Below are 25375 nucleotides of genomic sequence, written 5' to 3' on the forward strand. Positions count from 1 at the left end.
GCGATGAAGCGCGCTCAGTGCTTGGGCGCGGGTTCCACGCCTCGGCGCCGCGCGATCGAGCGCATGTTGGCCTCGCCCCAGTCGCCCAACGGCAGAAGCGCCTCGTTCAGCCGTACCCCCAAGGGCGTCAACGAGTACTCGACGCGTGGTGGCACCTCGTGGAACACCTCGCGGTGCACGATCTCGTCTGCCTCCATCTCGCGCAGCACCTGGATGAGCATCTTCTCGCTGATGCCCGACACCGATCGGCGCAGCTCGCCCGTGCGCATCGGGCCGTGGTGCAGGGCCCACAGGATCAGCGCCTTCCAGCGGCCGCCGATCACGTCGATGGCCGCGTCCAGGCCGCACGAGTAGCTTCTTGGCTTCATGCTGGATCCTTACCAATTGGTGGGTACCTGACAAAATAGTAGGTACTTGTCGCTTCGGCGGTGTCGAACCAGCATTGCCGACATGGGGATCAAGAAGACCGTGAGCGTGCTGGGCCTCGGCCGGATGGGCAGCGCGCTCGCCAGGGCCCTTGGTGAAAAGGGCTATGAGGTGTTGGTGTGGAACAGGTCCGCGGACAAGGCGACGCCGCCGGGCGCGAGGAGGGTCGGCACGCCCGAAGAGGCGTTCGAGGCGGATGTCGTGGTCACGTGCCTGACCAGCTACGAAGTGCAACGGCCGTTGCTGAGCAAGAACATCAAGGTGCTCGTCAACCTCACCTCCGGCACGCCGGAGGAGGCTCGTGAGACCGCGAAGTGGGCCGAGGACAACGGGGTCGAGTACGTCGACGGCGTGATCATGGCCGTACCGCAGCAGATCGGCACGCCGGGTGCGCGGATCTTCTTCAGCGGCAACGGGAACCACCACGTGCTCGACGCGTTCGGCGAGCCGGTGCACGTCGGGGAGGACGCCGGGCTCCCCGCGCTGTACGACCTCGCGCTGCTCGGCATCATGTGGGCGACCTTCGGCGGTTACCTGCAGGCGGTCGCGCTCATGGGCACCGAGGGCATCACGCCGGAGAAGTTCACGCCGATGGTGGCGGCGTGGCTGACCGAGCTCGGCACGATGCTGCCCGCGTTGGGAGAAGAGACCCGGCACCGCGACTACGAGACCGACGTGTCCGCTTTGGACATCAACGTGTCCGGGTTGCGGATGCTCATGGAAGCGAACGCGCAGCAGGGCCTCGACACCGCACTGCCCCGAGCGCTGCACGACCTGTACGAACGCGCGCAGCTCAAGGGCCACGGCACGCACAGCATCGCGAGCGTCATCGAGGTGATCCGGTGAGGTACCAGGGGAAGAAGGCCGTCGTCACCGGAGGCACGCACGGCATGGGCCGCGCGGTGGTGGACAAGCTGGTCGAGGGCGGTGCCGAAGTGCTGCTGACCGGGCGCACGACGGAGAAGGCCGAGGGCGTCAAGGCGCACGTCATCGCCTCCGACGCGGCGAACCTCGACGACGTCGTCCGGCTCGGGCGGGAGGTCCGCGAGCGGCTGGGCGACATCGACCTGCTCTTCGTCAACGTCGGCTACGCGACGCTGCACGAGGCCCATGAGGTCACCGAGGACGACTACGACCGCACGTTCGACGTCAACACCAAGGGCGCGTTCTTCACCGCGCAGCAGCTCGCGCCGTTGATCAGGGAGGGCGGCTCGATCGTCTTCACCACGTCGATCGCGCAGACCGGCGGCGCGAAGGGCATGAGCGTCTACTCGGGCGCGAAGGCGGCGGTGCGGTCGTTCGGCAGGTCGTTCGCGGCGGAGCTGGCGCCCAGGAACATCCGGGTCAACGTGGTCAGCCCCGGCTTCATCGACACGCCGTCGATGGGCGTGACCGGTGTGCCGCAGGAGGTTCTCGACGCGTTCAAGCAGGAGGGCGACGAGATCACGCCGCTCAAGCGCCACGGCACGATGGACGAAGTCGCCGACGCGGTGCTCTTCCTGGCGTTCGACGCCACCTTCACGACCGGCGCCGACCTGGCCGTGGACGGCGGTCTCGGGCAAGGCCTGAGCGTCTAGGAAAACTTCTTCGGACGACCTGTCACATCCACGTCCTCCGCCGGGTCGACCGGGCAGAAGACGAGACAGGAGGACGAAGATGAGGATCGCCAACCCGGTGATGTCGGTGCCCGGCGCGATGCAGGCCATGCTCGACCTGTCCCGGGCCGCGGCCGCGACGGGCCTGGACGAGAGCCTCGTGGAGCTGATCTGCCTGCGGGTCAGCATCATGAACGGCTGCGGAACCTGCATCGACTACCACACCAAGCTGTTGCGCAAGGCGGACGTGCCGGACGAGCGGGTCTACGCCGTCGCCGGCTGGCGGGACGTCCCGTACTACACCGACGCGGAGAAGGCGGCGTTCGCGCTCGCCGAGGAGATGACGCACGTGCACGTCAGCGACGACGTGTGGAACGAGGCGGCGAAGCACTGGAGCGAGCAGGAGCTGGCGGGGCTGATGCTGGCGATCTGCGCGATCAACACGTGGAACCGGCTCAACGTCGCCTCGCAGCAGCGGGTGTCCGCTTAAGACAGTCGCGGAAGACAGAGAGACCGGCGCGCAAGAGCTTCCTCTCTCTTGCGTGCCGGTCTCCGCGCGCAGCATACCCCATGTCGAACAAATGTTCGATCATCGGTCGGCGGCGCGCCGATCAACTGGCGGCCAGTGCGGCGCGGCCGTCGTCGGTCAGTTCGGCGCAGACGCGCCGGCCGAAACTCGTCGGCCTGGTGGGCCGTAGCAGGCCGGCGTGCACGAGGTCGTGCGTCGCCATCTGGTCGCAGCAGGGCAATCCGTCGACGTACAGCTCGGGCTCCGTTCCGCCCGTCACCTCCGCACGTCCCGCGGCGACGGCCCGCAGCATTGCCCTCGCTCTGCCGTTGAGTTCCATCTCGACCCCCCAGGTGTGGTGTCCGATTCGCTACCCCTTTGTCGAAATAGAGGCCGGACTCGTTCCACAAGTACGGTGCCGTCGAGTGTTCTTCCCATGTGCGAACGGCCAGATCATGTCCCACCGCGCCGGTCGGGGCGCGAAGACACGCCGGGAGCCGGGTGGAGTGCGGATCCGCTCGCCGTCCGGACGTGGCAGGGTCGGGTCCGTGGAGATCTACGTGGTCGACTCGTTCACCGACACGCCCTTCGCGGGCAACCCGGCCGGCGTCGTGCTGCTGACCGAGCCCCGCGACGACGCCTGGATGCAGAACGTCGCGGCCGAGATGAAGCACGCCGAAACGGCGTTCGTCACCCCCGACAACCACCTCCGCTGGTTCACGCCCGAGGTCGAGGTCGACCTTTGCGGACACGCCACCCTCGCGGCCGCTCATGTGCTAGGCGGGGCGCAGGAGTTCACCACGCGTAGCGGAGTCCTCACGTGCGTGCCCGACGACGGGTGGATCCGGATGGACTTCCCGGCGGACCCGCCGAAGTTGACTGACCCGCCAATCGGACTAGCGGAAGCGCTGCCACATGCGACGATCAAGTCCGTGGTGCGTGGCCGCTTCGACTACCTGATCGAGTTGGCGAGCGCGGAGGAAGTCCGTTCCCTGCGACCCGATGTCCAAGGACTGACACAGATTCCGTCACGGGGAGTAATCGTCACGGCGGCCGGTGACGGCGACGCGGACGTGGTGAGCCGCTGCTTCTACCCCGCTGTGGGCATCCCCGAGGACCCCGTCACCGGTTCGGCCCACTGCACGCTTGCGTCCTATTGGGTGCCCCGGCTCCAGCGCGCTGACCTGCTGGCGGAGCAGGCGTCGCCGCGCGGCGGGTTCGTCAGGGCGACCCTCGCCCAAGATCGCGTGCTGCTCTCGGGGCAGGCCGTGACGGTGCTCCACGGGCGTCTCAACGTCTAACCACGTCTGGGTGAACCGACGTCACTACACGTGCTCGACCTGCCATTTCGTCCCCCGAGCGGGGTACATTAGTGCCCCTGGAGGGGTCCTGATCGCCAAGCACGGGACCCCTCAGTCACGCCTAGAGGTCCCCCACCCAGGCCGACGAGGAGGCTGGATGTCCGACCGAGCGTCGGCCCCCGTGTCGGACTCGGCCGCCTGGTCGGCCAAGTCGACCAACCGCGCGTTCAGCGCGTTCGCCGTCACCCTCCTGGTGGCGGGTGTCGCCTGCGCGGGCATGGTCGCGGCGTGGCTCCCGGAGCGGGAGAACACCTCCCTCTTCTGGATCGGCCCGCTGCTCGTGATCGGCTTCCTGCTGGCCGAGCAGCTCGCGATCAACGTCGACGTCCGCAGCGGCGTCGCGTGGACGATCTCCTTCACCGAGATCCCGCTGGTGCTGGGGCTGCTGGTGGCCCCTTTCGAGATCGTGCTCGCCGCGCACGTGGTCGCGGGCGTGGGCACGCTGCTCGGCAGGCGGATCCTGGACCGCGCCGTCTACAACGCGGGCCTCATGTTCATGGAGATCTCCGTGGCGTTCGCGGCCGCGGAGGCGGTGAACCGGATGATCGGCGCCGGCGGCCCGTTCTGGGCGGGCGCCTTCGTCGGCACGATCACCGTGCCGCTGCTCGCGAGCGTGCTGGGTCTCTGCGCGTTGCGGCTCATGGGCAAGTCGATGCGCGTCGGCAACAGCGTCCGCCTCGTGCTGCAGACGCTGGTCGTGGCGCTGCTGAACACCTCGGCCGGTCTCGTCGGCTACCAGATCGTCTCCACCACCGAGTGGGGCGGCGTCCTGATCCTCCTGGTGCTCGCGGGCATCGTGGCCACCTACCTCGCCTACTCCGGGCTGCTGCGCGAGCAGCGCGACCTGGAGGCGTTGAGCGAGGTCAGCCTCCGCGTCGCGAGGTCGGGCCAGCACGGCACCGGCCCGCGCCAGCCGGACGACGACCTCACGACGGGCGTCGAGGAAGACGAGTGGCAGCAGATCGCGGAGCGCATCCGCGAGCAGCTCAACGCGAACAGGGTCGTGCTGCGCCTGCGCACCGACCCGCAGGAAGCCATGATCACCCTCGTCGCCGGCGAACCGCTGCCCGACGAGATGACCGCGATCGACCCGCGGGCGGTGCGCGAGGACCCGGTCCTGCAACTGCCCGGCACGCACGTCCGCTACTACCGCGTGGCCGACGCGACCGAGGACATCACCGAGGCGCTGCTGCGCCGCGACGCGCAGGAGGCGCTGGTCGTCCCGCTGCGCGGCGCGACCCAGCTGCTCGGCGCCGTCGAGGCGCACGACCGGCTGTCGCGGTGGCGCGGTTTCGGCAAGGCGGACATCCAGCTCCTCAGGACGCTGGCCTCGCACCTCGCGACGGCCGTCGACAACCGGCGGCTGCTCGCCCGCCTGCGCCACGACGCCTACCACGACCCGTTGACCGGCCTGCTCAACCGCCCCGGCTTCCGCGAGGCCTGCGCCGAGCCGTTGCGCGACTCCCAGCGGGGCGTGGTGCTGCGCATCGACCTCGACATCCTGTCGACGGTGTCCGACGCGCTCGGCCAGGCCTGGGGCAACAGGATGGTCGTCGCGGCCGGCCGCAGGCTGCGCGACGCCCTGGGCGCCGACGTGCCGCTGGCGCGGCTGGAGGGCGGCGCGTTCGCGGCGTTCCTCGACGACTCGCGCGCCACGTCCGCCCGCGAGATCGCGGAACGGCTCCGCGCGGGGCTCTCCGTGCCGTACCCCGTCGACCGGTTGACCGTCGAGGCCTCCGCGGTCGTCGGGTACGCGTCCAAAGCGGACTCCGAGACCGAGGACCCCGACCCCGACGCGTTGCTGCAGCGAGCCGACGTGGCCGTGCGCGCGACGTCCGAGGGCACGCCCGTGAAGGCCTACGCGCCGAGCATGGGCCACCTCTTCCTGCGCCGATTCCAGCTCGTGACGCAGTTCCGCCAGGCCGTCGAGACCGGGCAGATCTCCGTGCACTACCAGCCGAAGGTCGCCCTGCCGTCCCGCCAGGTCGTGGGCGCCGAGGCGCTGGTGCGCTGGACGCACCCGGAGTTCGGCCGCGTCGACCCGGACGAGTTCGTGCCCGCCGTCGAGGCCACCGGCCTCGTGGACGTGCTGACCGACTTCGTGATGGACAGGGCGCTGGAACGCGTCCGCCGCTGGCTCGACCGCGGCCTGCGGATGTCCATCGCGGTGAACCTGTCCGTGCGGACGCTGGGCGACGAGGACTTCCCGAACCGCGTGGCCGCCGCCCTGGAACGCCACGACGTGCCGCCGGGCCTGCTGACCTTCGAGCTCACCGAGTCGGGCGTCATGGCCGATCCCGAGCGCGCGCTGCCGGTGCTGCGGCGCCTGCACGCGATCGGCGTCGTGCTGGCGGTCGACGACTTCGGCACGGGCTACTCGTCGCTCGCGTACCTGCGCCAGCTGCCGGTGGACGAGGTGAAGATCGACAAGTCGTTCGTGCTCGGGATGGGCACGGACCTCGGCGACATGGCCGTGGTCCGGTCGATCGTGGAGCTCGGGCACTCGCTCGGCCTCGTGGTGGTGGCGGAGGGCGTGGAGGACGACGCCGCCCGCGACCAGCTCGTCGGCATGGGCTGCGACGTCGCGCAGGGGTACCTGATCTCCCGCCCGCTGTCCGAGGACCGCTTCGAGGCGTGGCTGCGCGCCAGGACGGTGCAGGTCAGGGGTGCCCGCGATGAGACGGTGCTCACCTTGGTCCACTGAGGGACCCCCCGGATTTCGTTCTTGGTGGACCGGTGTTGTAGAGTTCTCCTCGCTCGGCAAGAACGAAAGAGCAAGCCCCTTTAGCTCAGTCGGCAGAGCGTCTCCATGGTAAGGAGAAGGTCTACGGTTCGATTCCGTAAAGGGGCTCCACTACTGGCCGCAGTGCTGAGCGCTGCGGCTGTAGTTGTGTAAAGCGGTGTAGCTCAGTTGGTAGAGCAAGCGGCTCATAATCGCTGTGTCGCCGGTTCAAGTCCGGCCACCGCTACGTGAGTGGGTGGGGTGTGTCCGCGGAGAGCGCGGACCTTCCTCATTCCGCCATGATTTTGGGGGCCGAGCCCCCAGACCCCCGGGCAGCGACCTCGTTGCCCGTCCCCGCCAGGTGGTAAGCCCGCACTGGAACTCCGGGGCAAGTGTGCTCTCAGGAAGGCAAGGACCGTGGCTGCAACCGACGTACGCCCCAAGATCACCCTCGCGTGCGAGGAGTGCAAGCACCGGAACTACATCACCAGGAAGAACCGGCGCAACGACCCGGACCGCCTGGAGATCAAGAAGTTCTGCCCGAACTGCAAGACGCACCGCGCGCACAAGGAAACCCGCTGACCTGAGGCCCTTCGCGGGCACGCAGCGAGTCTTCGGCGAGGCCCGTCCCACACCGTGGGGCGGGCCTCGCCGCATATAGGCTCCTGCGGTGCCTCTCGACCCCGCCTTCACCGGACGCAGCTATCCGCCGTCGCAGCCCTACGACGTGAGCCGCGAGAAGATCCGCGAGTTCGCCGACGCCATCGGCGCCACCAGCCCGGCCTACCGCGACGCCGAAGCCGCGAAGGCGCTGGGGCACCGGGACGTCATCGCACCGCCCACGTTCGCGATCGTGGTGTCGATGAAGACCAACGAGACGGTCATGTTCGACCCGGAGCTCGAGCTCGACTACAGCCGCGTCGTGCACGGCGACCAGAGCTTCACCCACCACCGGCCCATCACCGCGGGCGACCGGCTCGTGTGCGTGGCGCACATCGACGCCATCACCTCCCGCATGGGCAACGACATGGTCACCGTGCGGACCGAGATCGGCACCGTGGACGGCGAGCCCGTCACCACCGCCAAGTCGATGCTCGTCGTGAGGGGGCAGGACGCATGACCGTCGAAGTGGGCACCGAGCTGCCGGCGCTGTCGGTCCGCCTCAGGCGCGACGACCTGGTCCGCTACGCGGGCGCCTCGCTGGACTTCAACCCCATCCACTGGAACGAGAAGACCGCGAAGGACGTCGGCCTGCCGGACGTGATCGCGCACGGCATGCTGACCATGGCCGTGGCCTCGCGGATCGTCGCGGAGTGGATCGGCGACCCCGGCGCGATCGTCGAGTACGGCTGCCGGTTCGGCCGGCCCGTCGTGGTGCCCAACGACGACGAGGGCGCGCTGGTCGAGGTGACCGCGAAGGTCACCAAGGACCTCGGGGACGGAACTGTGAAGGTCAACATCAACGCGGCTTTTGACGGCAAGTCGGTGTTGACGGGTGCCTTCGCGCGCGTGCGCGTCGGCTGATCATGTGATCATCGACACCACCCGCTCGCGGGGGTCGGTGGCGTTTGCGGTGCTCACGGGGAATGCGGGGTCGGGCGGCGGCGCCGTCGACCGACCCTGATTCGTGTTCTCGGCGCTCGTGTGGGTAGGCTGTGCGACAGGCCGCTCGACAGATGCTTGGGCGGTCTGGTTGGAATGGACGGGGCAGGCTCCCGTACACTTCCTGCGTGGCCAGGGGATCTCTCGCAGATCCCGAAGGGGCGTAGCTCAACTGGCAGAGCAGCGGTCTCCAAAACCGCAGGTTGCAGGTTCAAGTCCTGTCGCCCCTGCTGTCGAAGCGTCATGGGTGGAGTGGAGGACGGCATGAGCGAGGGCCGCGAGCAGGACCAGCCGGAGGAGCGCGAAGGCGCTGTCCGGCCGTCCACTGCTGCGGCGCGGCGTGAACGTCGTGCCTCCTCTCGCCCGGCCGCCCGCAAGGACGGCAGCAGCGCTGAGTCGAAGAAGAGCGTCGTCAAGTCCGACTCCTCGGACGAGGACGCGAAGAAGGGTCGCCCGACTAAGGCCCGTGAAGGACAGGAGAAGCGTCCCTCGCTGATCGGGCGGGCCTTCCGCTACATCCGCGAGGTCATCGGCGAACTCCGCAAGGTGATCTGGCCGACGCGCAAGCAGCTCGTCACCTACACCGGCGTCGTGCTGGTGTTCGTGGTCTTCATGGTTGCGCTGGTGTGGGCTCTCGACCTCGGCTTCGGCGCGGCTGTTTTCGAGTTGTTCGGCTGAGCCGGACAGCTGCCGCTGCAACCAGGAAGCGAGATCCACAGTGACCTCCGATAACGGCGTCGACGCCCAGGAGAAGACCGACCTCATCGACGACGAGGTGTCCGAGGACGCCGCGGTCGACGAGACGGTCGAGTCGGAGGCCACGGATTCCGACGTCGCGGACGAGGTCGACGCCGACGAGGCCGACGCTGATGAGGCAGACGCCGACGAGGCCGACGCTGATGAGGCAGACGCCGACGAGGCCGACGCCCCCGCCGACGAGGCGGACGTCCTCGCGATCGACGAGACGCCGATCGACGAAGAGATCGCCGACCCCGCCGAAGAGCTGCGCCAGGCCCTGCGCCGCGCACCCGGCGACTGGTACGTCGTGCACTCCTACGCCGGCTACGAGAACAAGGTCAAGGCGAACCTCGAGACGCGCATCCACACGCTCGACATGGAGGACTACATCTTCCAGGTCGAGGTGCCGACCGAAGAGGTCACCGAGATCAAGAACGGCCAGCGCAAGCTGGTGCAGCGCAAGGTGCTGCCCGGCTACATCCTGGTCCGCATGGAACTCACCGACGCGTCCTGGAGCGCCGTCCGCAACACGCCGGGCGTGACCGGGTTCGTCGGAGCCACCTCGAAGCCCTCGCCGCTCACCATCGACGAGGTGCTGAAGTTCCTGCTCCCGCAGGGTGAGCAGAAGCCCGCCGAGGGCAAGAAGGCCGCCTCCACGGCTGCGCCGAAGCCCACCATCGAGGTCGACTTCGAGGTCGGCGAGTCGGTCACCGTCATGGACGGCCCGTTCGCCACGCTGCCCGCCACGATCAGCGAGGTCAACGCGGACGGCCAGAAGCTGAAGGTCCTGGTGTCGATCTTCGGCCGGGAGACGCCGGTCGAGCTGTCGTTCAGCCAGGTCTCCAAGATCTGAGCGATCTCCTCCGGGAGGTCGATCGGCCACGCTGCGGCTGGCAGGGCCGCGCGCGGACACCGCAATAACAGGAAGCACGGACAATGCCACCCAAGAAGAAGAAGCTGTCAGCGATCATCAAGCTGCAGATCAAGGCTGGTGCCGCCAACCCGGCGCCGCCCGTTGGTCCCGCGCTGGGTCAGCACGGCGTCAACATCATGGAGTTCTGCAAGGCCTACAACGCCGCGACCGAGTCGCAGCGCGGTCAGGTCGTGCCGGTCGAGATCTCCGTGTACGAAGACCGCTCGTTCGACTTCAAGCTGAAGACCCCGCCGGCCGCGAGGCTCATCCTCGCCGCCGCCGGTGTCGACAAGGGCTCGGGCGAGCCGCACCGCGTCAAGGTCGCCAAGGTGACCATGGAGCAGGTGCGTCAGATCGCGCAGACCAAGATGGTCGACCTGAACGCGAACGACATCGACCAGGCCGCGAAGATCATCGCCGGCACCGCCCGTTCCATGGGCATCACGGTCGAAGGCTGACCACACCCTCTTCGAGCAAGCGTGGGAGAGCCGAGCGCGGCTCACGCACCACGAACTGATCCACGGTTAGGACAGAGTTATGAAGCGCAGCAAGGCCTACAAGGCCGCCGCCGAGCTGGTGGACCGGGAGCGGCTGTACTCGCCGCTGGAGGCCGCCAAGCTCGCCAAGGAAACGTCCAAGGTGAAGCTGGACTCGACCGTCGAGGTCGCGATTCGCCTCGGCGTCGACCCTCGCAAGGCCGACCAGATGGTCCGCGGCACCGTGAACCTGCCGCACGGTACGGGCAAGACCGCCCGCGTGATCGTCTTCGCAACCGGTGACAAGGCCGCAGAGGCCGAGGCCGCCGGTGCGGACGCGGTCGGCTCCGAGGACCTGATCGAGCGCATCCAGGGTGGCTGGCTCGACTTCGACGCCGCGATCGCGACCCCCGACCAGATGGCGAAGGTCGGCCGCATCGCCCGCATCCTGGGCCCGCGTGGCCTGATGCCGAACCCCAAGACCGGCACCGTGACCCCCGAGGTCGCGAAGGCGGTGAACGACATCAAGGGCGGTAAGATCAACTTCCGCGTCGACAAGCAGGCCAACCTGCACTTCGTCATCGGCAAGGTGTCGTTCGAGCCCGAGAAGCTGGTCGAGAACTACGCGGCCGCGCTGGACGAGGTGCTCCGCGCCAAGCCGTCCGCGGCCAAGGGCCGGTACGTCAAGAAGGTCACCGTCTCCACGACGATGGGCCCCGGCATCCCGGTCGACCCGAACCGCACCCGCAACATGCTGGGCGACGAGGCCTGAGCCTCGCGGTTCGAGCAGTTCTGCCGAGAAAGGCCCCCGGTTCGCCGGGGGCCTTTCCCCTTTCTCAGCGCCGGTGCCGCGCGAACGCCTGCCGGTAGTCGCTGGGGGAGACACCCACCTGCTTGAGGAAGTGGTGGCGCAGGTTGTTCGCGGTGCCGATGCCGCTCAGCGCCGCGACCTTCTCCACGGACAGGTCGGTCGACTCCAGCAGCGCCTGCGCCCTGGCGACGCGTTCGTCGAGCAGCCACTGCAACGGGGTCGTGCCGGTGGCGGCGTGCAGCCGCCGGTAGAAGGTCCGCGGGCTCACGGCGGCGCGACGGGCCAGGTCCTCGATGGTCAGCGGCTGGTCGAGCCGCGCGCGGGCCCAGTCCAGCACCGGCGCCAGGCCCTGCTCGTCGGTCGCGGGGACGGAGAGGTCGATCAACTGGCTCCGGCTGCCCGGCCGGTGCGCGGGCACCACCATCCGGCGGGCGAGCTGGTTGGCGACGTGCGCACCCAGGTCGCGGCGCACCAGGTGCAGGCAGAGGTCCAGGCTGGCCGTCATGCCGGCGCTGGTCAGCACGTCGCCGTCGTCCACGTAGAGCACGGAGTCGTCGACGCGCACCTCCGGGTAGCGCTCGGCGAGCAACGCGGTGCACATCCAGTGCGTGACGGCCCTGCGGCCGTCCAGCAGGCCTGCCTCGGCCAGCGCGAACGCCCCGCCGCACAGCGCCACGATCCGCGCGCCCGCCTCGTGGGCGTCGCGCAGCGCGGAGAGCAGCTCCGGCGGGACCGGGGCGCCCTGCTCGATCACCTCGGCCGGCACCCAGGGCACGATGACGGTGCCGGCCGTGGCGATGTCGTCGAGGCCGTGGCCGCTGTGCAGGGTGAATCCGGGGGCGGCGCGCGTGCCGTTGTCCACCGCGCACACCCGCAGCTCGTACCACGGGTCGGCCAGGTCCGGCTGGGGCGTGCCGAAGACGGCGGCCGGGATGCCCAGCTCGTACAGATCGGCGACACCGAGGTCGGCGGGGACGACCAGCGCGACGGAGCCAGCACTCATGACCTCAAGCCTATGGCAGGAATTTGGTGAGCGAGGTCATTCCGGTCACTGGTCGAGTTGATCTCCGGTGGCGAAGCTGGACGCATGACATCTGAAGCGATCACCGTCCTGGGCCTCGGCAACCTCGGGCGCGCCGTGGCGGAGGCGGTCGCCGCCGGCGATCTCGTGGTTCTCGTCGTGCTCGACCACCAAGCGGCACAAGAGGTCCTGCGCGGCGTGGACGTGCGCGGGCGCACGCTCGTGAACGTCACCTCCAGCACCCCGGAGGAAGCGCGGGAGATGGCCCGCTGGGCGGCGGACAACGGTGCGGAGTACCTGCAGGGCGCGGTGTACGCGGTGCCCCAGACGATCGGCACCGCCGAGTCCTCCATCAACTACAGCGGCTCCGCGGCGATGCACGAGCGCTGGCGGAAACCGTTGGAGCTGCTCGGGAAGAGCAGGTTCCTCGGCGAGGACGCCGGCCTCGTCGCCGGGTACGACGTGGCGATCCTGTCCGCGATGTACGGGCTGCTGGGCGGCTTCCTGCACGGCGCCGCCGTGGCGCGCGCCGCCGGCATCCGCGCCACCGAGCTCATGCCGCTGATGTGGGCCTGGCTGACGGACATGCACCCGGCGCTCGTCACGTTCGCCGAGGAGATCGACAGCGGCGACTACGCCGGCGGCGATTCGAGCCTCGCGATGAACCAGACGGGGCTGGGCATGCTCATCCGCGGCACCGAGTCGCAGGGCGTTCCGTTCGCCGGACTCGACGCGCTCAAGGTCCTGGTCGACCGGCAGGTCGCGCAGGGCCACGGCGAGGAGAGCTTCGCCCGCGCCGTCGAGTCGTTCGGAGTCGTTGCCCCGCAGGCGATGGCGGGCCGGTAGGGCCTGGCGGGGCCGTCAGCCGCAGGTGCCGGGGGACCAGTCGGTGACGACCCAGCCGGCGTCGACCTTCTCCACGACGAACAGGCCGAGCCGCGGACCGCCCTCGACGGTCAGGGCGCAGGAGTCGATGGTGACCCGGTTGGAGGGCGGCGTCTTCAGCATCTCCGGCGGGAACATGACCTGCTGGTACCGGTCGACGCTGGTCACCCTGGTCTTCAGCGTCTTGACCGCTTCGGCGCAATCGCTTGCGCCATAGGCGTTCGCGAACTTCTGGCGGGTGTCCTCACGCAGGAACAACGTGCACGCGCGGGTCGTGTCGCCGAACGAGACGTGCTTGTAGAACATGCCGACCGTGCCCTGCAGGCCGGCGGGGGCGGACAGGCCCTGGGCCGGACCGGTGACGCCGCCGCTGTCCTGGGCGATGTCGCCGGGGTCGTCGGTGCTGAAGAAGTGGTTGTAGGCCCACATGACCGAGAACACGACCAGGAGGAAGAACAGCGCCCGCCAGAAGATGCGGCTGCCGAGCACGGCGAGCCACCACCGCTTGCCCTGCGGCTTCGGCGGCTGCGGCGCCTGGCCGGTGGCCTCCTGGTAGCGCTGGTACTCCTGGAACCGCTGGAACTCCTGGAACTGCCGTAGCTGCTCCGGGTCGATCTGCGGCGCGGGCGGCTGCGGCTGGCGGGGCGCGAGGTCCTTGCCGGGCTCGTCGGTCACACGTCACATCATGCCGATTTGGTCCGGCAGTACACAGTCGAGTACTGTTCTGGATGGTTCTACCGAAGACCGCTGGTTTTCTCCGCGAGGAGAACGAAGGCCCCGTTGCAACACGGGCGGCCCGCGCAGGGAGGACGAGGCCCAGCTCTTTGTGACGCCCCGTGCTGCTTGTGCGCGTGGGCGTTTTTGTTGTTTCGGAGCCTTCTCACGCTGGTGGTCTAACCCAGCCCAGAGAGGAGGCGATCATGGCGAAGCCCAGCAAGGTTACGGCGGTCGCTGAGCTCGCGGACCAGTTCCGCAGCAGCTCGGCAGCGGTTGTCACCGAGTACCGTGGCCTCTCCATGGCGCAGCTCACCACGCTGCGTCGCGCTCTCGGCGCGGGCACCAAGTACACCGTCGCGAAGAACACGCTGGTCAAGCTGGCTGCCGCGGACGCCGGCATCGAGGGCCTCGAGGCTCTCCTGGCCGGTCCGACCGCCATCGCGTTCGTCGAGGGCGAGCCCGTCGACGCCGCCAAGGCGATCCGCGACTTCGCGAAGGACAACAAGGCCCTGGTCATCAAGGGCGGCTACATGGATGGCCGCCCGCTCTCGGTCGACGAGGTCACCGCTATCGCGGACCTCGAGAGCCGTGAGGTGCTGCTCGCGAAGCTCGCGGGCGCGATGAAGGGCAACCTGGCCAAGGCCGCGGGTCTGTTCAACGCCCCGGCTTCCCAGGTCGCTCGCCTGGCTGCTGCCCTGCAGGAGAAGAAGGCCGCCGCGGCTCCCGCCGCCGAGGCCGACGCTCCCGCCGAAAGCTGATCACCCGAAGACACACCCGACGCTTTCGCGCGGGAGATAGAAAGGAACGCCGATCATGGCGAAGCTCAGCACCGAAGAGCTGCTCGACGCTTTCAAGGAGATGACCCTCCTCGAGCTGTCGGAGTTCGTGAAGCAGTTCGAGGAGACCTTCGAGGTCACCGCCGCGGCTCCGGTCGCCGTTGCCGCCGCTCCGGGTGCCGGTGGCGCTGCCGCTCCGGCCGAGGACGAGAAGGACGAGTTCACCGTCGTCCTCGAGGGCGCCGGCGAGAAGAAGATCCAGGTCATCAAGGTCGTCCGCGAGGTCGTCTCGGGCCTGGGCCTGAAGGAGGCCAAGGAGCTCGTCGAGTCCGCTCCGAAGCCGCTCCTCGAGAACGTCGCGAAGGACGTCGCCGAGGCCGCCAAGGAGAAGCTCGAGGCTGCCGGCGCCAAGATCTCGCTCAAGTGATCTGAGCCCCTCCGGGGGCTTGCGCTTGCCTCGCAGTGCCTGAACGGGCGTGCACCTCTCAACGAGGTGCACGCCCGTTTTTTGCGTTCGGACCGCCGATGTGTTTGGGATCACATCAGTCTCGAATGTGCCTGTCGTCAGGCGGTGGTCCACGCTGCGGTGACCGTTTTGCGAGGTCACGCAGCGTGCCGTTATCCGACCGCAACCGCTGTTAGCCCAACTGGTGAGTAACCTGCCGCGAACGAACTCGTTGCCCAGGTGTGACGCCGATCGCCACGGCGTCCTCGGGTGTGTGCGGAGGTGCGGATGGGCGTCGAGGTGGTCGTCGAGGGTCTGACCAAGTCCTTCGGCAAGCAGACCATCTGGCAGGACGTCACGCTCACGCTGCCGCCCGGCGAGGTCAGCGTGATGCTCGGGCCGTCGGGCACCGGCAAGAGCGTGTTCCTGAAGTCGCTGGTGGGACTGCTCAAGCCGGAAAAAGGCAAGATCATCATCAACGGCACGGACCTCGTGCGGTGCAACGAGCACAAGCTCTACGAGATCCGGAAGATGTTCGGCGTGCTGTTCCAGGACGGCGCGCTGTTCGGGTCGATGAACCTCTACGACAACATCGCCTTCCCGCTGCGCGAGCACACCCGCAAGACCGAGGCCGAGGTCCGGCAGATCGTCCTCGAGAAGATGGAGATGGTCGGTCTCGTCGGCGCGGAGAAGAAGCTCCCCGGTGAGATCTCCGGCGGCATGCGCAAGAGGGCCGGTCTGGCCAGGGCGCTGGTGCTCGACCCCGAGATCATCCTGTGCGACGAGCCGGACTCCGGGCTCGACCCGGTGCGCACGGCGTACCTGAGCCAGTTGCTGATCGACCTGAACGCCCAGATCGACGCGACCATCCTGATCGTCACGCACAACATCAACATCGCCAGGACCGTGCCGGACAACCTCGGCATGCTGTTCCGGCGCGAGCTCGTCATGTTCGGGCCCAGGGAGGTGCTCCTCACCAGCGACGAGCCGGTGGTCGAGCAGTTCCTCAACGGGCGGCGGCTCGGGCCCATCGGCATGTCCGAGGAGAAGGACCAGGCCACGATGGCCGCCGAGCAGGCGCACGCGGACGCCGGGCACTCGGACGGGTCGCCGGACGAGGACATGCGCGGTGTGGTGCCGCAGCTCGAGCCGACGCCGGGGCTACCGCACCGGGACGCGGTGCGCAGGCGCAAGGACCGGGTCATGTCGATCATCCACCAGCTCCCGCACGAGGCGCAGCAGGGGATCATCGCGAGCCTCACGCCCGACGAGCGGGCGCGCTACGGCGTGCACGTCGGGGTGGCGCCGGTGCCGAGCCCGTGGCCCCGGCGGGGTGGTGTGCTGTGACGGCCCAGACGTTCCCCGGCGCCGGTGCGCTGCGGGAGACCGGCAAGCTCTGCCAGCTCGGCATCGACGTCGTCAGGACGTCGTTCCGCCGGCCGTTCCAGCTCAAGGAGTTCATCCAGCAGAGCTGGTTCATCGTCAGCGTCACGGTGCTGCCGACGGCGCTGGTGTCCATCCCGTTCGGCGCGGTCATCGCGTTGCAGCTCGGGTCGCTCACGCGGCAGATCGGTGCCCAGTCGTTCACGGGCGCGGCGAGCGTGCTCGCGATCATCCAGCAGGCCAGCCCGATCGTGACGGCGTTGCTGATCGCGGGCGCGGGTGGCTCGGCGATCTGCGCGGACCTCGGCAGCAGGAAGATCCGCGAAGAGATCGACGCCATGGAAGTGCTCGGGGTGAGCCCGATCCACCGGCTGGTGGTGCCCAGGGTGCTGGCGGCGATGCTGGTGTCTGTGCTGCTCAACGGCATGGTGAGCGTCGTCGGCGTGCTCGGCGGCTACTTCTTCAACGTGATCATGCAGGACGGCACGCCCGGCGCCTACCTGGCGAGCTTCAGCGCGCTGGCGCAGCTACCCGACCTGTGGATCAGCGAGCTCAAGGCGCTGATCTTCGGGTTCATCGCGGGCATCGTGGCCGCGTACCGGGGGCTCAACCCCGCCGGTGGGCCCAAGGGCGTCGGTGACGCGGTGAACCAGGCCGTGGTCATCACGTTCCTGCTGCTGTTCTTCGTCAACTTCGTCCTCACCACGATCTACCTGCAGGTCGTGCCGGCGAAGGGGAGCTGATGGCGAACAAGGCGCTGGCCACCCTCGACGGGTTCGGCGACCAGCTCGCGTTCTACCTCAAGGCGCTGGCCTGGACGCCGCGCGCGCTCAAGCGGTACTCCAAGGAGACGCTGCGGCTGCTGGCCGAGGTCAGCTTCGGCAGCGGCGCGCTCGCGGTCATCGGCGGCACGATCGGCGTGATGGTCGGGCTGAGCGTGTTCACGGGCACGGTCGTCGGCCTGCAGGGCTTCACGGCCCTGAACCAGATCGGCACGTCGGCCTTCGCGGGCTTCGTGTCCGCCTACTTCAACACCCGCGAGATCGCGCCGCTGGTCGCCGGCCTCGCGCTCTCCGCGACGGTGGGCTCCGGCTTCACGGCCCAGCTCGGCGCGATGCGGATCTCCGAGGAGATCGACGCGCTGGAGGTCATGGGCATCCCCAGCCTGCCGTTCCTGGTCACCACGCGGATCATCGCGGGCTTCGTCGCGATCATCCCGCTGTACGTGATCGGCCTGCTCACGAGCTACCTGGCCGCGAGAACCATCACGGTGGAGTTCTACGGGCAGTCGGCGGGCACCTACGACCACTACTTCAACCTGTTCCTGCCCCCGATCGACGTGCTCTGGTCGTTCGGCAAGGTGCTGGTCTTCGCGGTCGTGATCATCATGACCCACTGCTACTACGGCTACCGCGCGTCCGGCGGGCCCGCGGGGGTCGGCGTGGCGGTCGGGCGGGCGGTGCGGACCGCGATCGTCACGACGGCGCTGCTCGACTTCTTCCTGAGCCTCGCGATCTGGGGCGCGACGACGACGGTGAGGATCGCCGGATGAGGAAACGGGTTCTCGGCATCGCGTTCCTCCTGGTGATCGCGATGTTCCTGTCGCTCACGGTGGCGCTGTACAAGGACGTCTTCAGCGACTACGTGAAGGTCACGCTCAAGACCGACCACATCGGCAACCAGCTCCAGACCGCGAGCGACGTCAAGGTGCGCGGCCTGATCGTCGGGTCGGTCAAGGCCGTGCGCACCAGCGGCGACGGCGCCGAGCTGGAGCTCGCCCTGCTGCCGGACAAGGTCGCGCAGATCCCCGGCAACGTCAGCGCGCGGCTGCTGCCCAAGACGCTGTTCGGTGAGCGGTACGTGAACCTCGTGCTGCCGCGGCAGAAGGGCGCGGCGATCACCGACGGCGCCGTCATCGAGCAGGACCGGACCAGCAGCGCGATCGAGCTGGAACGCGTGCTGGACAACCTGATGCCGGTGCTGCAGGCGATCCAGCCGGAGAAGCTCGCCACCACGCTGACCGCGTTGTCGCAGGCGCTCGACGGCCGCGGCAAGCCGCTCGGGGAGACGCTGGTGTCGCTCGACTCCTACCTCGGCGAGCTCAACCCGCAGCTCCCCGCGCTGAAGGAGAACATCTCCAAGCTCGCGGACGTCTCGAACGTCTACGCCGACGCCGCGCCGGACCTGTTGCAGGCCCTCACCGACATGACGACGACGACCAGGACCGTCGTCGAGCAGCGCGACAACCTGCTCGCCCTGTACGGGTCGCTGACCACGACCTCGCAGGACGTCACCAGCTTCGTGACGGTCAACAAGAACAACATCATCGCGCTCGCCGACACCGGCCGTCCGACGCTCGAGCTGCTCGCCAAGTACGCGCCCGAGTACCCGTGCCTGCTCAAGGGCCTCGCGGAGTTCGAGCCGGTCATCAGCAAGGCGTTCGGCGCGGGCACGGACAAGCCCGGTCTGCACATCACGCTGGAGATCACGCAGAACCGCGGCAAGTACCAGCCGAACCTCGACGAGCCGGAGTACCGGGACAAGCGCGGTCCGCGCTGCTACGACCTCATCCCGCGGCCGAACCCGTTCCCGCAGTACCCGCCGGAGGGGCCGGTGCAGGACGGCTCCAGCTCGCCGCCGCCCGCCCGCACGAGCGCCGACGGGGTCCTGCCGCCCGGCGCCACCGTGCCCTCGTCCGCGCAGGACGTGCTGCGGCTCGCCAACTCGCCGGAGGAGGCCAGGATGATCGCGGCGCTCTTCGGCCCGCGCATCGGCGCCGACCCGCGGGACATGCCCGGCTGGTCCAGCCTGCTGCTCGGACCGCTCGTGCGCGGGACGGAGGTGACGGTCAAATGAGAGGCGTGCTCGCCCCGCTGCTCAAGCTGATCACCTTCGCGGTCGTCACGATCCTCGCGACGACACTGCTCGCGGTGACCATCGCCAACGTGAACCTCGCCGGCGCCACGGAGTACAAGGCCCAGTTCACCGACGTGACGGCCCTCAACTCCGGTGACGACGTCCGCATCGCCGGCGTCCGCGTCGGGCAGGTCGACGAGATCAGGGTCGTCGACCGCAAGACCGCCGAGGTCGAGTTCTCGATCGACGGCGACCGCAGGCTGCCGGGGTCGGTCACCGCGACGATCAAGTACCGCAACCTGGTGGGCCAGCGGTACATCGCCCTCGACGCGGGCACCGGTGACACCAGTGCCGTGCTCCCGGAGGGCGGCACGATCCCGCTGGAGCGCACCAAGTCCGCGCTCGACCTCACCGTGCTGTTCAACGGCTTCAAGCCGCTCTTCCAGGCGCTGTCGCCGGAGGACGTGAACAAGCTGTCGTTCGAGATCATCCAGGTGCTGCAGGGAGAAGGCGGCACTATCGACAGCCTGCTGCGGCACACGGCGTCGCTGACCAGCACGCTCGCGAGCAAGGACAGGGTGATCGGCGAGGTCGTCGACAACCTCAACACCGCGCTCGACACCGTGAACTCGCGCGACGAGGACTTCAACAACCTCGTGGTCACGTTGCAGACGCTGGTCTCGGGCCTCGCGCAGGACCGCCAGCCGATCGGTGACGCGATCACCGCGCTCGGCGACCTGACGCAGGCCACCTCCGGCCTGCTGGAGCAGGGCCGCGAGCCGCTGAGGAACGACATCGCGCAGCTCGGCATCGTCTCGAAGACGCTGGGGGACAACGAGGCACTGGTCGACGGCATGTTGCAGCGCCTGCCGAACAAGCTGGAGACGATCACGCGGACCGCGACCTACGGCTCGTGGTTCAACTTCTACCTGTGCGAGGCCAGCGGTCAGGTCGCCGTGCCGCCGGTCATCACCAACCCGATTCCGATCACGGCGTTGCCGGTGACCCAACAGAGGTGCCGCCGATGAAGCAGAGCAACCCGATCAGGACCGGCGCCATCAGCCTGACGCTGATCGCCCTGCTGTTGCTGGCCGCGTTCTACTCCGACGACCTGCCGATCGTCGGCGGCGGCACGAGCTACGCCGCCGACTTCAGCGAGGCCGCGGGACTCGTGCCGGGCAACGAGGTCCGCGTCGCCGGCGTGAAGGTCGGCAAGGTCACCAAGGTGAAGCTGAACGGCGACCGCGTGCGGGTCACGTTCAAGGTCAAGAACGCCTGGGTCGGCGACCGGACGACCGCGATGATCCGCATCAAGACGTTGCTGGGGCAGAAGTTCCTGGCGCTGGACCCGCAGGGCAGCCAGCCGCTGAGCCCGGGCGACCCGATCCCGAAGGACCGCACGCTCGCGCCCTACGACGTGAACGAGGCGTTCAACGGGCTCGCGACGACCGTCGGCCAGATCGACACCAAGCAGCTCGCGGACAGCTTCACCGTGCTGTCCGACACCTTCAAGAACTCGCCGGAGCACGTCCGCGGCGCGCTCGACGGCCTGTCCGCGCTGTCGAAGACGATCTCCTCGCGGGACGAGCAGCTCGCCAAGCTGCTGGACAACACCCGGCAGCTCACCAAGACGCTGGCCGACCGCAACGCCGAGTTCGAGAAGCTGCTCTCGGACGGCAACCTGCTGCTGGGCGAGCTGCGCAAGCGCCGCGAGGCGATCAGCGCGCTGCTGACCGGCACCCGCGACCTCTCCCGCGAGCTGAGCGGGCTGGTGCAGGACAACCAGAACCAGCTCAGGCCCGCGCTGGAGCAGCTCGGCCGCGTCACCACGATCCTGCAGCGCAACCAGGACAACCTCGACCGCAGCCTCGCGCTGATGGCGCCCTTCTACCGGGTGTTCGCGAACACCCTGGGCAACGGGCGCTGGTTCGACACGTACATCTGCGGTTTGCTGCCGCCCTCGGTGAACCTCGGCGTCGTCGGGTTCAACGAGGAAGGCTGCCTGCCTCCGGGGGTGCAGCGATGACAACAGCGGCTCACAGCAAGATCGGCCGGTTCATCGCGGTCGCGTGCGTGCTCGCGCTGGTCGTGACAGCCGCGCTGTGGTGGGTCTTCAACGGCATGAACGGGCGCAAGGTCACCGCGCACTTCGCCGCGGCGGTCGGCGTCTACCCCGGCGGTGACGTGCGGGTGCTGGGCGTGAAGGTCGGCACGATCGACGAGGTCACGCCGGAGGGCAAGACCGTCAAGGTCGTCTTCACCGTCGACCGGGATGTGCGGATCCCCCAGCACGCGCAGGCCGTCGTGGTCTCGCCGAGCGTGGTCAGCGACCGGTACGTGCAGCTCGCGCCCGCCTACACCGGCGGACCGGCGCTGGGCGACGACGCCGTGATCCCGCGCGAGCGCACGGCGACGCCGGTCGAGCTCGACGAGCTCTACTCCTCGCTGGACAAGCTCACCACCGCGCTGGGGCCCAACGGCGCCAACGCCGACGGCGCGCTGGCGGACCTGCTGAACTCGGCGGCGAAGAACCTCGAGGGCAACGGCCAGGCGCTCAACGACACGCTGAAGAACCTCGGCCAGGCCACGCGGACGCTGTCGGGGTCCAAGGAGGACCTCTTCGCCACCGTCGACAACCTGCAGAAGTTCACCGCGATGCTGGCCGCGAACGACAGCCAGGTCCGCGACTTCAACAACCAGCTCGCGGACGTGTCGAAGATGCTCGCCGACGAACGCGGCGACCTCGGCGCCGCGCTGAACGAGCTGGCGACCGCGCTGGGACAGGTGCAGGGCTTCGTCAAGGACAACCGCGAGGCGCTCAAGTCCAACGTCGACAAGCTCGCGTCGATCACGCAGGTGCTGGTGAACCAGCGCGCCGCGCTCGCCGAGACGCTCGACGTCGCCCCGCTGGCCCTGGGCAACCTGCAGAACTCCTACAACGCGGCGTCCGGCACGCTCGACACCCGCGCCAACATCAACGAGCTCAACCAGCCGCCGATCGTGCTGATCTGCAAGCTCATCCAGCAGGCGACGCCGAACACCGTGCCGCCGGTGCTCGCGCAGACGTGCAAGCAGCTCGAGCCCCTCCTGACGGGCGCGGTTCCGCTGAAGTCGCCAGCGGAGGTCCTGGGCGACCTGAACGCGGGCAGGCTGCCGCTGCCCCTGCCGCTCGCGGGGGTGCCCCGATGAGGCCGGGCGCGGTGGGGAGGCTGGTGGCCGGGCTGACGGCGCTGCTGCTCGTCTCCGGCTGCGGTTCCGGCGGGTTCGACGGCGTCTACAACCTGCCGCTGCCCGGCGGCGCCGACGTCGGTGACCACCCGTACCGGGTCAAGGCGCAGTTCAAGGACGTGCTCGACCTCGTGCCCCAGGCGGGCGTGAAGGTCAACGACGTGCCGGTCGGCAGGGTCGAGAGGATCGACCTGGGCGCCGACGGCTGGACCGCCGAGGTCACCATGCTGGTCAACGGCGACGTGCAGCTACCGGCCAACGCGTTCGCGAAGCTGCGCCAGTCCGCGCTGCTCGGCGAGAAGTTCGTCGAGCTGGGCAAACCCGCCCAGGACGAGCAGGCGCAGCCGCCCGCGGGCAGGCTCGCGGACAACGCCGTGATCCCGCTGTCGAGGACCAACCGCAACCCCGAGGTCGAAGAGGTCTTCGGCGCGTTGTCGATGCTGCTCAACGGCGGTGGCGTCGCGCAGCTGCAGAACATCACCAAGGAGCTCAACGCCGCCCTGGAGGGCAACGAGGAGGAACTCCGCTCGTTGCTGGGCAACCTGAACACGTTCGTCGGGGAGCTCGACGAGCACAAGGCGGAGATCGTCCGCGCGGTCGACTCGATCAACCGGCTCGCCGGGACGCTGGCGCAGCAGCGCGAGAAGATCGCGGTGGCGCTGACCGGCCTGGAACCCGGCCTGCGGGTGCTGGCCGAGCAGCGCACGCAGCTCGTGACGCTGCTGCAGTCGCTGAGCAGGCTCTCCGACGTCGCGGTGGACACGGTGAACCGCAGCCGGGACGACATCGTGGCGGACCTGAAGGCGTTGCAGCCGACGCTCACGAAGCTCGCGCAGTCGGGGCAGAACCTGCCGAAGGCGCTCGAGCTGATGCTGACCTACCCGTTCCCGGACGAGGCGGTCGACGGCATCAAGGGCGACTACACGAACGCGTTCATCGACCTCGACCTGAACCTCGGCACGGTCCTCGACAACCTCGGGCGGTCGCGGCAGTCGCCGATCGACTCGCTGCTGCCGCCCAGCCAGGGCACGCCGTTGCCGTTGCCGAACATCCCGTTGCCGAACATCCCGCTGCCGAACATCCCGCTGCCGAACCCTGGGCAGGGCACCGGGTCCGGGCTGGGCGACCTGCTCGGCGGTCTGCTGGGAGGTGCTCGCAAGTGATCCTGCGGTCGACGAAGCTCAAGATCGGCGCGTTCGTGCTGGTCGCCCTGCTGGGCGTCTCGTACGTCAGCGCGACCTACATCGGCCTGTTCAAGCCGGCGTCGACGGTGGTGACGATGCAGCTCGCCGACTCCGGCGGCATCTTCACCAACGCCGAGGTCACCTACCGCGGCGTCACGATCGGCCGCGTCGGGCAGCTCCGGCTGACCGCGGACGGCATCGAGGTGGACCTGGAGCTGGACGCCGACGCGCCGCGCGTGCCGGCGGCGACCGAGGCCGTCGTGGCCAACCGGTCGGCGGTCGGCGAGCAGTACGTGGACCTGCGGCCCAAGAGCGACGGCGGCCCGTACCTGGAAGCCGGGTCGGTCATCCCGCGCTCGGCGACGAAGACACCGCCTCCCGTCGACGGGCTGCTGTCGAACCTGGACGCGTTCGCGTCGTCGGTGCCCACCGACTCGTTGAGGACGGTCGTCGACGAGCTGCACACGGCGTTCAACGGCACCGGTGGCGACCTGCAGGTCCTCATCGACAACACCGCGGCGTTCACCCGGGCCGCCAAGGAGCACCTGCCGCAGACCACCCAGCTGCTGAAGGACGGCCGGATCGTGCTGGCCACGCAGGCCTCGCAGGGCGGCGCGATCCGCTCGTTCAGCGGTGACCTGCGGTTGCTCGCGGAGCAGCTCAAGGCCTCCGACGGCGACCTGCGGAGGCTGATCGTGGCGGTGCCGCCGGCGGCGGAGCAGGTCTCGGCGTTGCTCAAGGAGAGCGGGCCCAACCTCGGGGTGGTCTTCGCGAACCTGCTGACCACGTCGAACATCCTCGTGACCAGGCGTGACGGCCTGGAGCAGCTCGCGGTGACGTACCCCATCGTCGTCGGCGGCGGCTTCACCGTGGCCCCTGGTGACGGCACCGCGCACTTCGGGCTCGCGTTGAACGTCTTCGACCCGATGCCGTGCACCGTCGGCTACGAGGGCACGACCATCCGTCCGGGCAGTGACACCTCGGCCGCGCCGCTGAACACACAGGCCTATTGCGCTCTCGCGCGCGGGTCGGCGACATCGGTGCGAGGCTCGCAGAATGCTCCATACGGAGGAACGCCGACCACGCCGGTCGGCAACGCGACGACGCAGCCGGGCCAGGAGCCGGCCGGGCAGCAGGCGGTGCCGGAGCTGCCGCTGCTGACGTCGCTGGGCCAGCTGCTCGGGGTGCCGGAGGGGAAGAAGTAGTGCGGATCTTCACGGTGGTCGCCGCGGCCTTCGCGGTGCTGATGTTCGGCTACGCCGCCTACTCCGGCGTGGCCTGGTACTCGGCGGCGAACTCGGCGGAGGCGCGGTTCGCCGCCGAGCGCGACGAAGCCCTGCGCTCGGGCCAGGTCGGCATCGCGAACTTCCTGACGCTCGACTACCGCAAGGTCGACGAGGACCTGCAGCGCTGGCTCAGCTCGTCGACCGGCGACCTGCGCGCCGAGATCGACAAGGACCGGGACTCGCGCAAGAAGCAGCTCGTCGAGGCCAAGTCCGTGACCACGTCGAAGGTCCTCGACGCCGCCGTCACCGAGCTCGACGACCGCGCGGGCACCGCGTCGGTGATCGCCGTCGTCGAGAGCACCGTGACGCCGGACGGCGGTCAGCAGGTCACCAAGATCAACCGATTCCTGACCGAGCTGACCCGCACCGACGACGGCTGGAAGCTGAGCCAGCTCGGCCCGCTGCGGGCCGGCGTCTGACCCGGCGCGAGTTGATTGGACGA

General features: G+C 69.0%; 29 protein-coding genes and 3 tRNA genes. 28 read left to right on the forward strand and 4 right to left on the reverse strand.

Annotation, left to right across the window (positions count from 1 at the left end):
- Positions 1–14: 14 nt before the first annotated feature.
- Positions 15–368 (reverse strand): winged helix-turn-helix transcriptional regulator, encoded by a 354-nt coding sequence (locus tag BMW88_RS03550; protein WP_177220929.1) that lies wholly within the window; start codon positions 366–368, stop codon positions 15–17.
- An 82-nt stretch (positions 369–450) separates the two neighbouring features.
- Between BMW88_RS03550 and BMW88_RS03555 the strand changes: the two genes are divergently transcribed.
- The 3 genes from BMW88_RS03555 to BMW88_RS03565 all read left to right on the forward strand — a co-directional run bounded on the left by BMW88_RS03555 (position 451) and on the right by BMW88_RS03565 (position 2511).
- A complete protein-coding gene (locus BMW88_RS03555) occupies positions 451–1272 on the forward strand; it encodes an NAD(P)-dependent oxidoreductase (RefSeq protein ID WP_245777537.1) in 822 nt (273 codons plus the stop codon).
- Positions 1269–2003, forward strand: coding sequence for an SDR family NAD(P)-dependent oxidoreductase (locus BMW88_RS03560; protein WP_089948986.1), 735 nt, complete (start codon positions 1269–1271; stop codon positions 2001–2003). The genes BMW88_RS03555 and BMW88_RS03560 overlap by 4 nt, the downstream gene beginning before the upstream one ends.
- 79 nt (positions 2004–2082) lie before the next feature.
- Complete coding sequence (locus BMW88_RS03565) at positions 2083–2511, forward strand: carboxymuconolactone decarboxylase family protein (protein WP_089948987.1); 429 nt, start codon at positions 2083–2085, stop codon at positions 2509–2511.
- Between the two features lie 121 nt (positions 2512–2632).
- Here BMW88_RS03565 and BMW88_RS03570 read toward each other — a convergent pair whose 3' ends face one another.
- The gene (locus BMW88_RS03570; protein WP_245777538.1) at positions 2633–2842 is read right to left on the reverse strand and encodes a hypothetical protein; all 210 of its coding nucleotides are present in this window, start codon (positions 2840–2842) and stop codon (positions 2633–2635) included.
- 235 nt (positions 2843–3077) lie between these two features.
- Here BMW88_RS03570 and BMW88_RS03575 point away from each other — a divergent pair, with 235 nt between their 5' ends.
- From BMW88_RS03575 to rplA, 12 genes are all read left to right on the forward strand, one after another.
- Complete coding sequence (locus BMW88_RS03575) at positions 3078–3830, forward strand: PhzF family phenazine biosynthesis protein (protein ID WP_089948990.1); 753 nt, start codon at positions 3078–3080, stop codon at positions 3828–3830.
- Between the two features lie 157 nt (positions 3831–3987).
- Positions 3988–6594, forward strand: a complete 2607-nt coding sequence (locus tag BMW88_RS03580; RefSeq protein ID WP_089948992.1) for a putative bifunctional diguanylate cyclase/phosphodiesterase — start codon at positions 3988–3990, stop codon at positions 6592–6594.
- A 74-nt stretch (positions 6595–6668) separates the two neighbouring features.
- Positions 6669–6744: transfer RNA gene (locus tag BMW88_RS03585), tRNA-Thr, on the forward strand.
- 42 nt (positions 6745–6786) lie between these two features.
- Positions 6787–6859, forward strand: a tRNA-Met gene (locus BMW88_RS03590).
- 170 nt (positions 6860–7029) lie between these two features.
- Positions 7030–7194, forward strand: coding sequence for a 50S ribosomal protein L33 (gene rpmG / locus BMW88_RS03595; protein WP_015105301.1), 165 nt, complete (start codon positions 7030–7032; stop codon positions 7192–7194).
- 88 nt (positions 7195–7282) lie between these two features.
- Positions 7283–7732, forward strand: coding sequence for a MaoC family dehydratase N-terminal domain-containing protein (locus tag BMW88_RS03600; RefSeq protein ID WP_089948993.1), 450 nt, complete (start codon positions 7283–7285; stop codon positions 7730–7732).
- Positions 7729–8136 (forward strand): MaoC/PaaZ C-terminal domain-containing protein, encoded by a 408-nt coding sequence (locus tag BMW88_RS03605; protein ID WP_089948995.1) that lies wholly within the window; start codon positions 7729–7731, stop codon positions 8134–8136. Before BMW88_RS03600 ends, BMW88_RS03605 begins: the two co-directional genes overlap by 4 nt.
- Positions 8137–8371: 235 nt before the next feature.
- Positions 8372–8444 (forward strand) — tRNA-Trp (locus tag BMW88_RS03610).
- A 34-nt stretch (positions 8445–8478) separates the two neighbouring features.
- A complete protein-coding gene (secE, locus tag BMW88_RS03615) occupies positions 8479–8892 on the forward strand; it encodes a preprotein translocase subunit SecE (protein ID WP_177220930.1) in 414 nt (137 codons plus the stop codon).
- A 40-nt stretch (positions 8893–8932) separates the two neighbouring features.
- Complete coding sequence (gene nusG, locus BMW88_RS03620) at positions 8933–9805, forward strand: transcription termination/antitermination protein NusG (RefSeq protein ID WP_089948998.1); 873 nt, start codon at positions 8933–8935, stop codon at positions 9803–9805.
- An 83-nt stretch (positions 9806–9888) separates the two neighbouring features.
- The gene (gene rplK, locus BMW88_RS03625; protein WP_065915943.1) at positions 9889–10323 is read left to right on the forward strand and encodes a 50S ribosomal protein L11; all 435 of its coding nucleotides are present in this window, start codon (positions 9889–9891) and stop codon (positions 10321–10323) included.
- A 79-nt stretch (positions 10324–10402) separates the two neighbouring features.
- A complete protein-coding gene (rplA, locus tag BMW88_RS03630; protein WP_089949000.1) occupies positions 10403–11113 on the forward strand; it encodes a 50S ribosomal protein L1 in 711 nt (236 codons plus the stop codon).
- A 64-nt stretch (positions 11114–11177) separates the two neighbouring features.
- Here the strand turns inward: rplA and BMW88_RS03635 are convergent, their stop codons facing one another.
- Positions 11178–12155 (reverse strand): helix-turn-helix domain-containing protein, encoded by a 978-nt coding sequence (locus BMW88_RS03635; protein ID WP_089949002.1) that lies wholly within the window; start codon positions 12153–12155, stop codon positions 11178–11180.
- Between the two features lie 84 nt (positions 12156–12239).
- On the opposite strand from BMW88_RS03635, the gene BMW88_RS03640 reads away from it, so the two are divergent.
- Positions 12240–13019, forward strand: a complete 780-nt coding sequence (locus tag BMW88_RS03640; RefSeq protein WP_089949004.1) for an imine reductase family protein — start codon at positions 12240–12242, stop codon at positions 13017–13019.
- 15 nt (positions 13020–13034) lie between these two features.
- Here the strand turns inward: BMW88_RS03640 and BMW88_RS03645 are convergent, their stop codons facing one another.
- Positions 13035–13733, reverse strand: coding sequence for a hypothetical protein (locus tag BMW88_RS03645; RefSeq protein ID WP_089949006.1), 699 nt, complete (start codon positions 13731–13733; stop codon positions 13035–13037).
- Positions 13734–13978: 245 nt separating this feature from the next.
- Here BMW88_RS03645 and rplJ point away from each other — a divergent pair, with 245 nt between their 5' ends.
- The 12 genes from rplJ (at position 13979) to BMW88_RS03705 (ending at position 25352) form a co-directional block, all read left to right on the forward strand.
- Positions 13979–14533, forward strand: coding sequence for a 50S ribosomal protein L10 (gene rplJ, locus BMW88_RS03650; RefSeq protein WP_089949007.1), 555 nt, complete (start codon positions 13979–13981; stop codon positions 14531–14533).
- Positions 14534–14588: 55 nt separating this feature from the next.
- Entirely contained in the window at positions 14589–14978 is a 390-nt protein-coding gene (gene rplL, locus BMW88_RS03655; RefSeq protein WP_089949009.1) for a 50S ribosomal protein L7/L12, read from the forward strand.
- A 306-nt stretch (positions 14979–15284) separates the two neighbouring features.
- Positions 15285–16343, forward strand: a complete 1059-nt coding sequence (locus BMW88_RS03660; protein ID WP_089949011.1) for an ABC transporter ATP-binding protein — start codon at positions 15285–15287, stop codon at positions 16341–16343.
- Positions 16340–17122, forward strand: a complete 783-nt coding sequence (locus tag BMW88_RS03665; RefSeq protein ID WP_089949012.1) for an MlaE family ABC transporter permease — start codon at positions 16340–16342, stop codon at positions 17120–17122. Before BMW88_RS03660 ends, BMW88_RS03665 begins: the two co-directional genes overlap by 4 nt.
- Complete coding sequence (locus BMW88_RS03670) at positions 17122–17931, forward strand: MlaE family ABC transporter permease (RefSeq protein ID WP_089949014.1); 810 nt, start codon at positions 17122–17124, stop codon at positions 17929–17931. Before BMW88_RS03665 ends, BMW88_RS03670 begins: the two co-directional genes overlap by 1 nt.
- On the forward strand, positions 17928–19235 hold the full coding sequence (locus BMW88_RS03675; RefSeq protein ID WP_089949016.1) for an MCE family protein: 1308 nt from the start codon (positions 17928–17930) through the stop codon (positions 19233–19235). Before BMW88_RS03670 ends, BMW88_RS03675 begins: the two co-directional genes overlap by 4 nt.
- A complete protein-coding gene (locus BMW88_RS03680; RefSeq protein WP_089949018.1) occupies positions 19232–20263 on the forward strand; it encodes an MCE family protein in 1032 nt (343 codons plus the stop codon). The genes BMW88_RS03675 and BMW88_RS03680 overlap by 4 nt, the downstream gene beginning before the upstream one ends.
- Positions 20251–21261 (forward strand): MCE family protein, encoded by a 1011-nt coding sequence (locus tag BMW88_RS03685; RefSeq protein ID WP_425434599.1) that lies wholly within the window; start codon positions 20251–20253, stop codon positions 21259–21261. The genes BMW88_RS03680 and BMW88_RS03685 overlap by 13 nt, the downstream gene beginning before the upstream one ends.
- Complete coding sequence (locus BMW88_RS03690; RefSeq protein WP_089949020.1) at positions 21258–22424, forward strand: MCE family protein; 1167 nt, start codon at positions 21258–21260, stop codon at positions 22422–22424. The genes BMW88_RS03685 and BMW88_RS03690 overlap by 4 nt, the downstream gene beginning before the upstream one ends.
- Positions 22421–23626, forward strand: a complete 1206-nt coding sequence (locus tag BMW88_RS03695; RefSeq protein ID WP_089949021.1) for an MCE family protein — start codon at positions 22421–22423, stop codon at positions 23624–23626. The genes BMW88_RS03690 and BMW88_RS03695 overlap by 4 nt, the downstream gene beginning before the upstream one ends.
- A complete protein-coding gene (locus BMW88_RS03700) occupies positions 23623–24852 on the forward strand; it encodes an MCE family protein (RefSeq protein ID WP_089949023.1) in 1230 nt (409 codons plus the stop codon). Before BMW88_RS03695 ends, BMW88_RS03700 begins: the two co-directional genes overlap by 4 nt.
- Positions 24852–25352, forward strand: a complete 501-nt coding sequence (locus BMW88_RS03705) for a nuclear transport factor 2 family protein (protein WP_089949024.1) — start codon at positions 24852–24854, stop codon at positions 25350–25352. The genes BMW88_RS03700 and BMW88_RS03705 overlap by 1 nt, the downstream gene beginning before the upstream one ends.
- The last annotated feature ends 23 nt before the right edge of the window (positions 25353–25375 follow it).

Source organism: Lentzea xinjiangensis, assembly GCF_900110955.1.
Lineage (GTDB): Bacteria > Actinomycetota > Actinomycetes > Mycobacteriales > Pseudonocardiaceae > Lentzea > Lentzea xinjiangensis.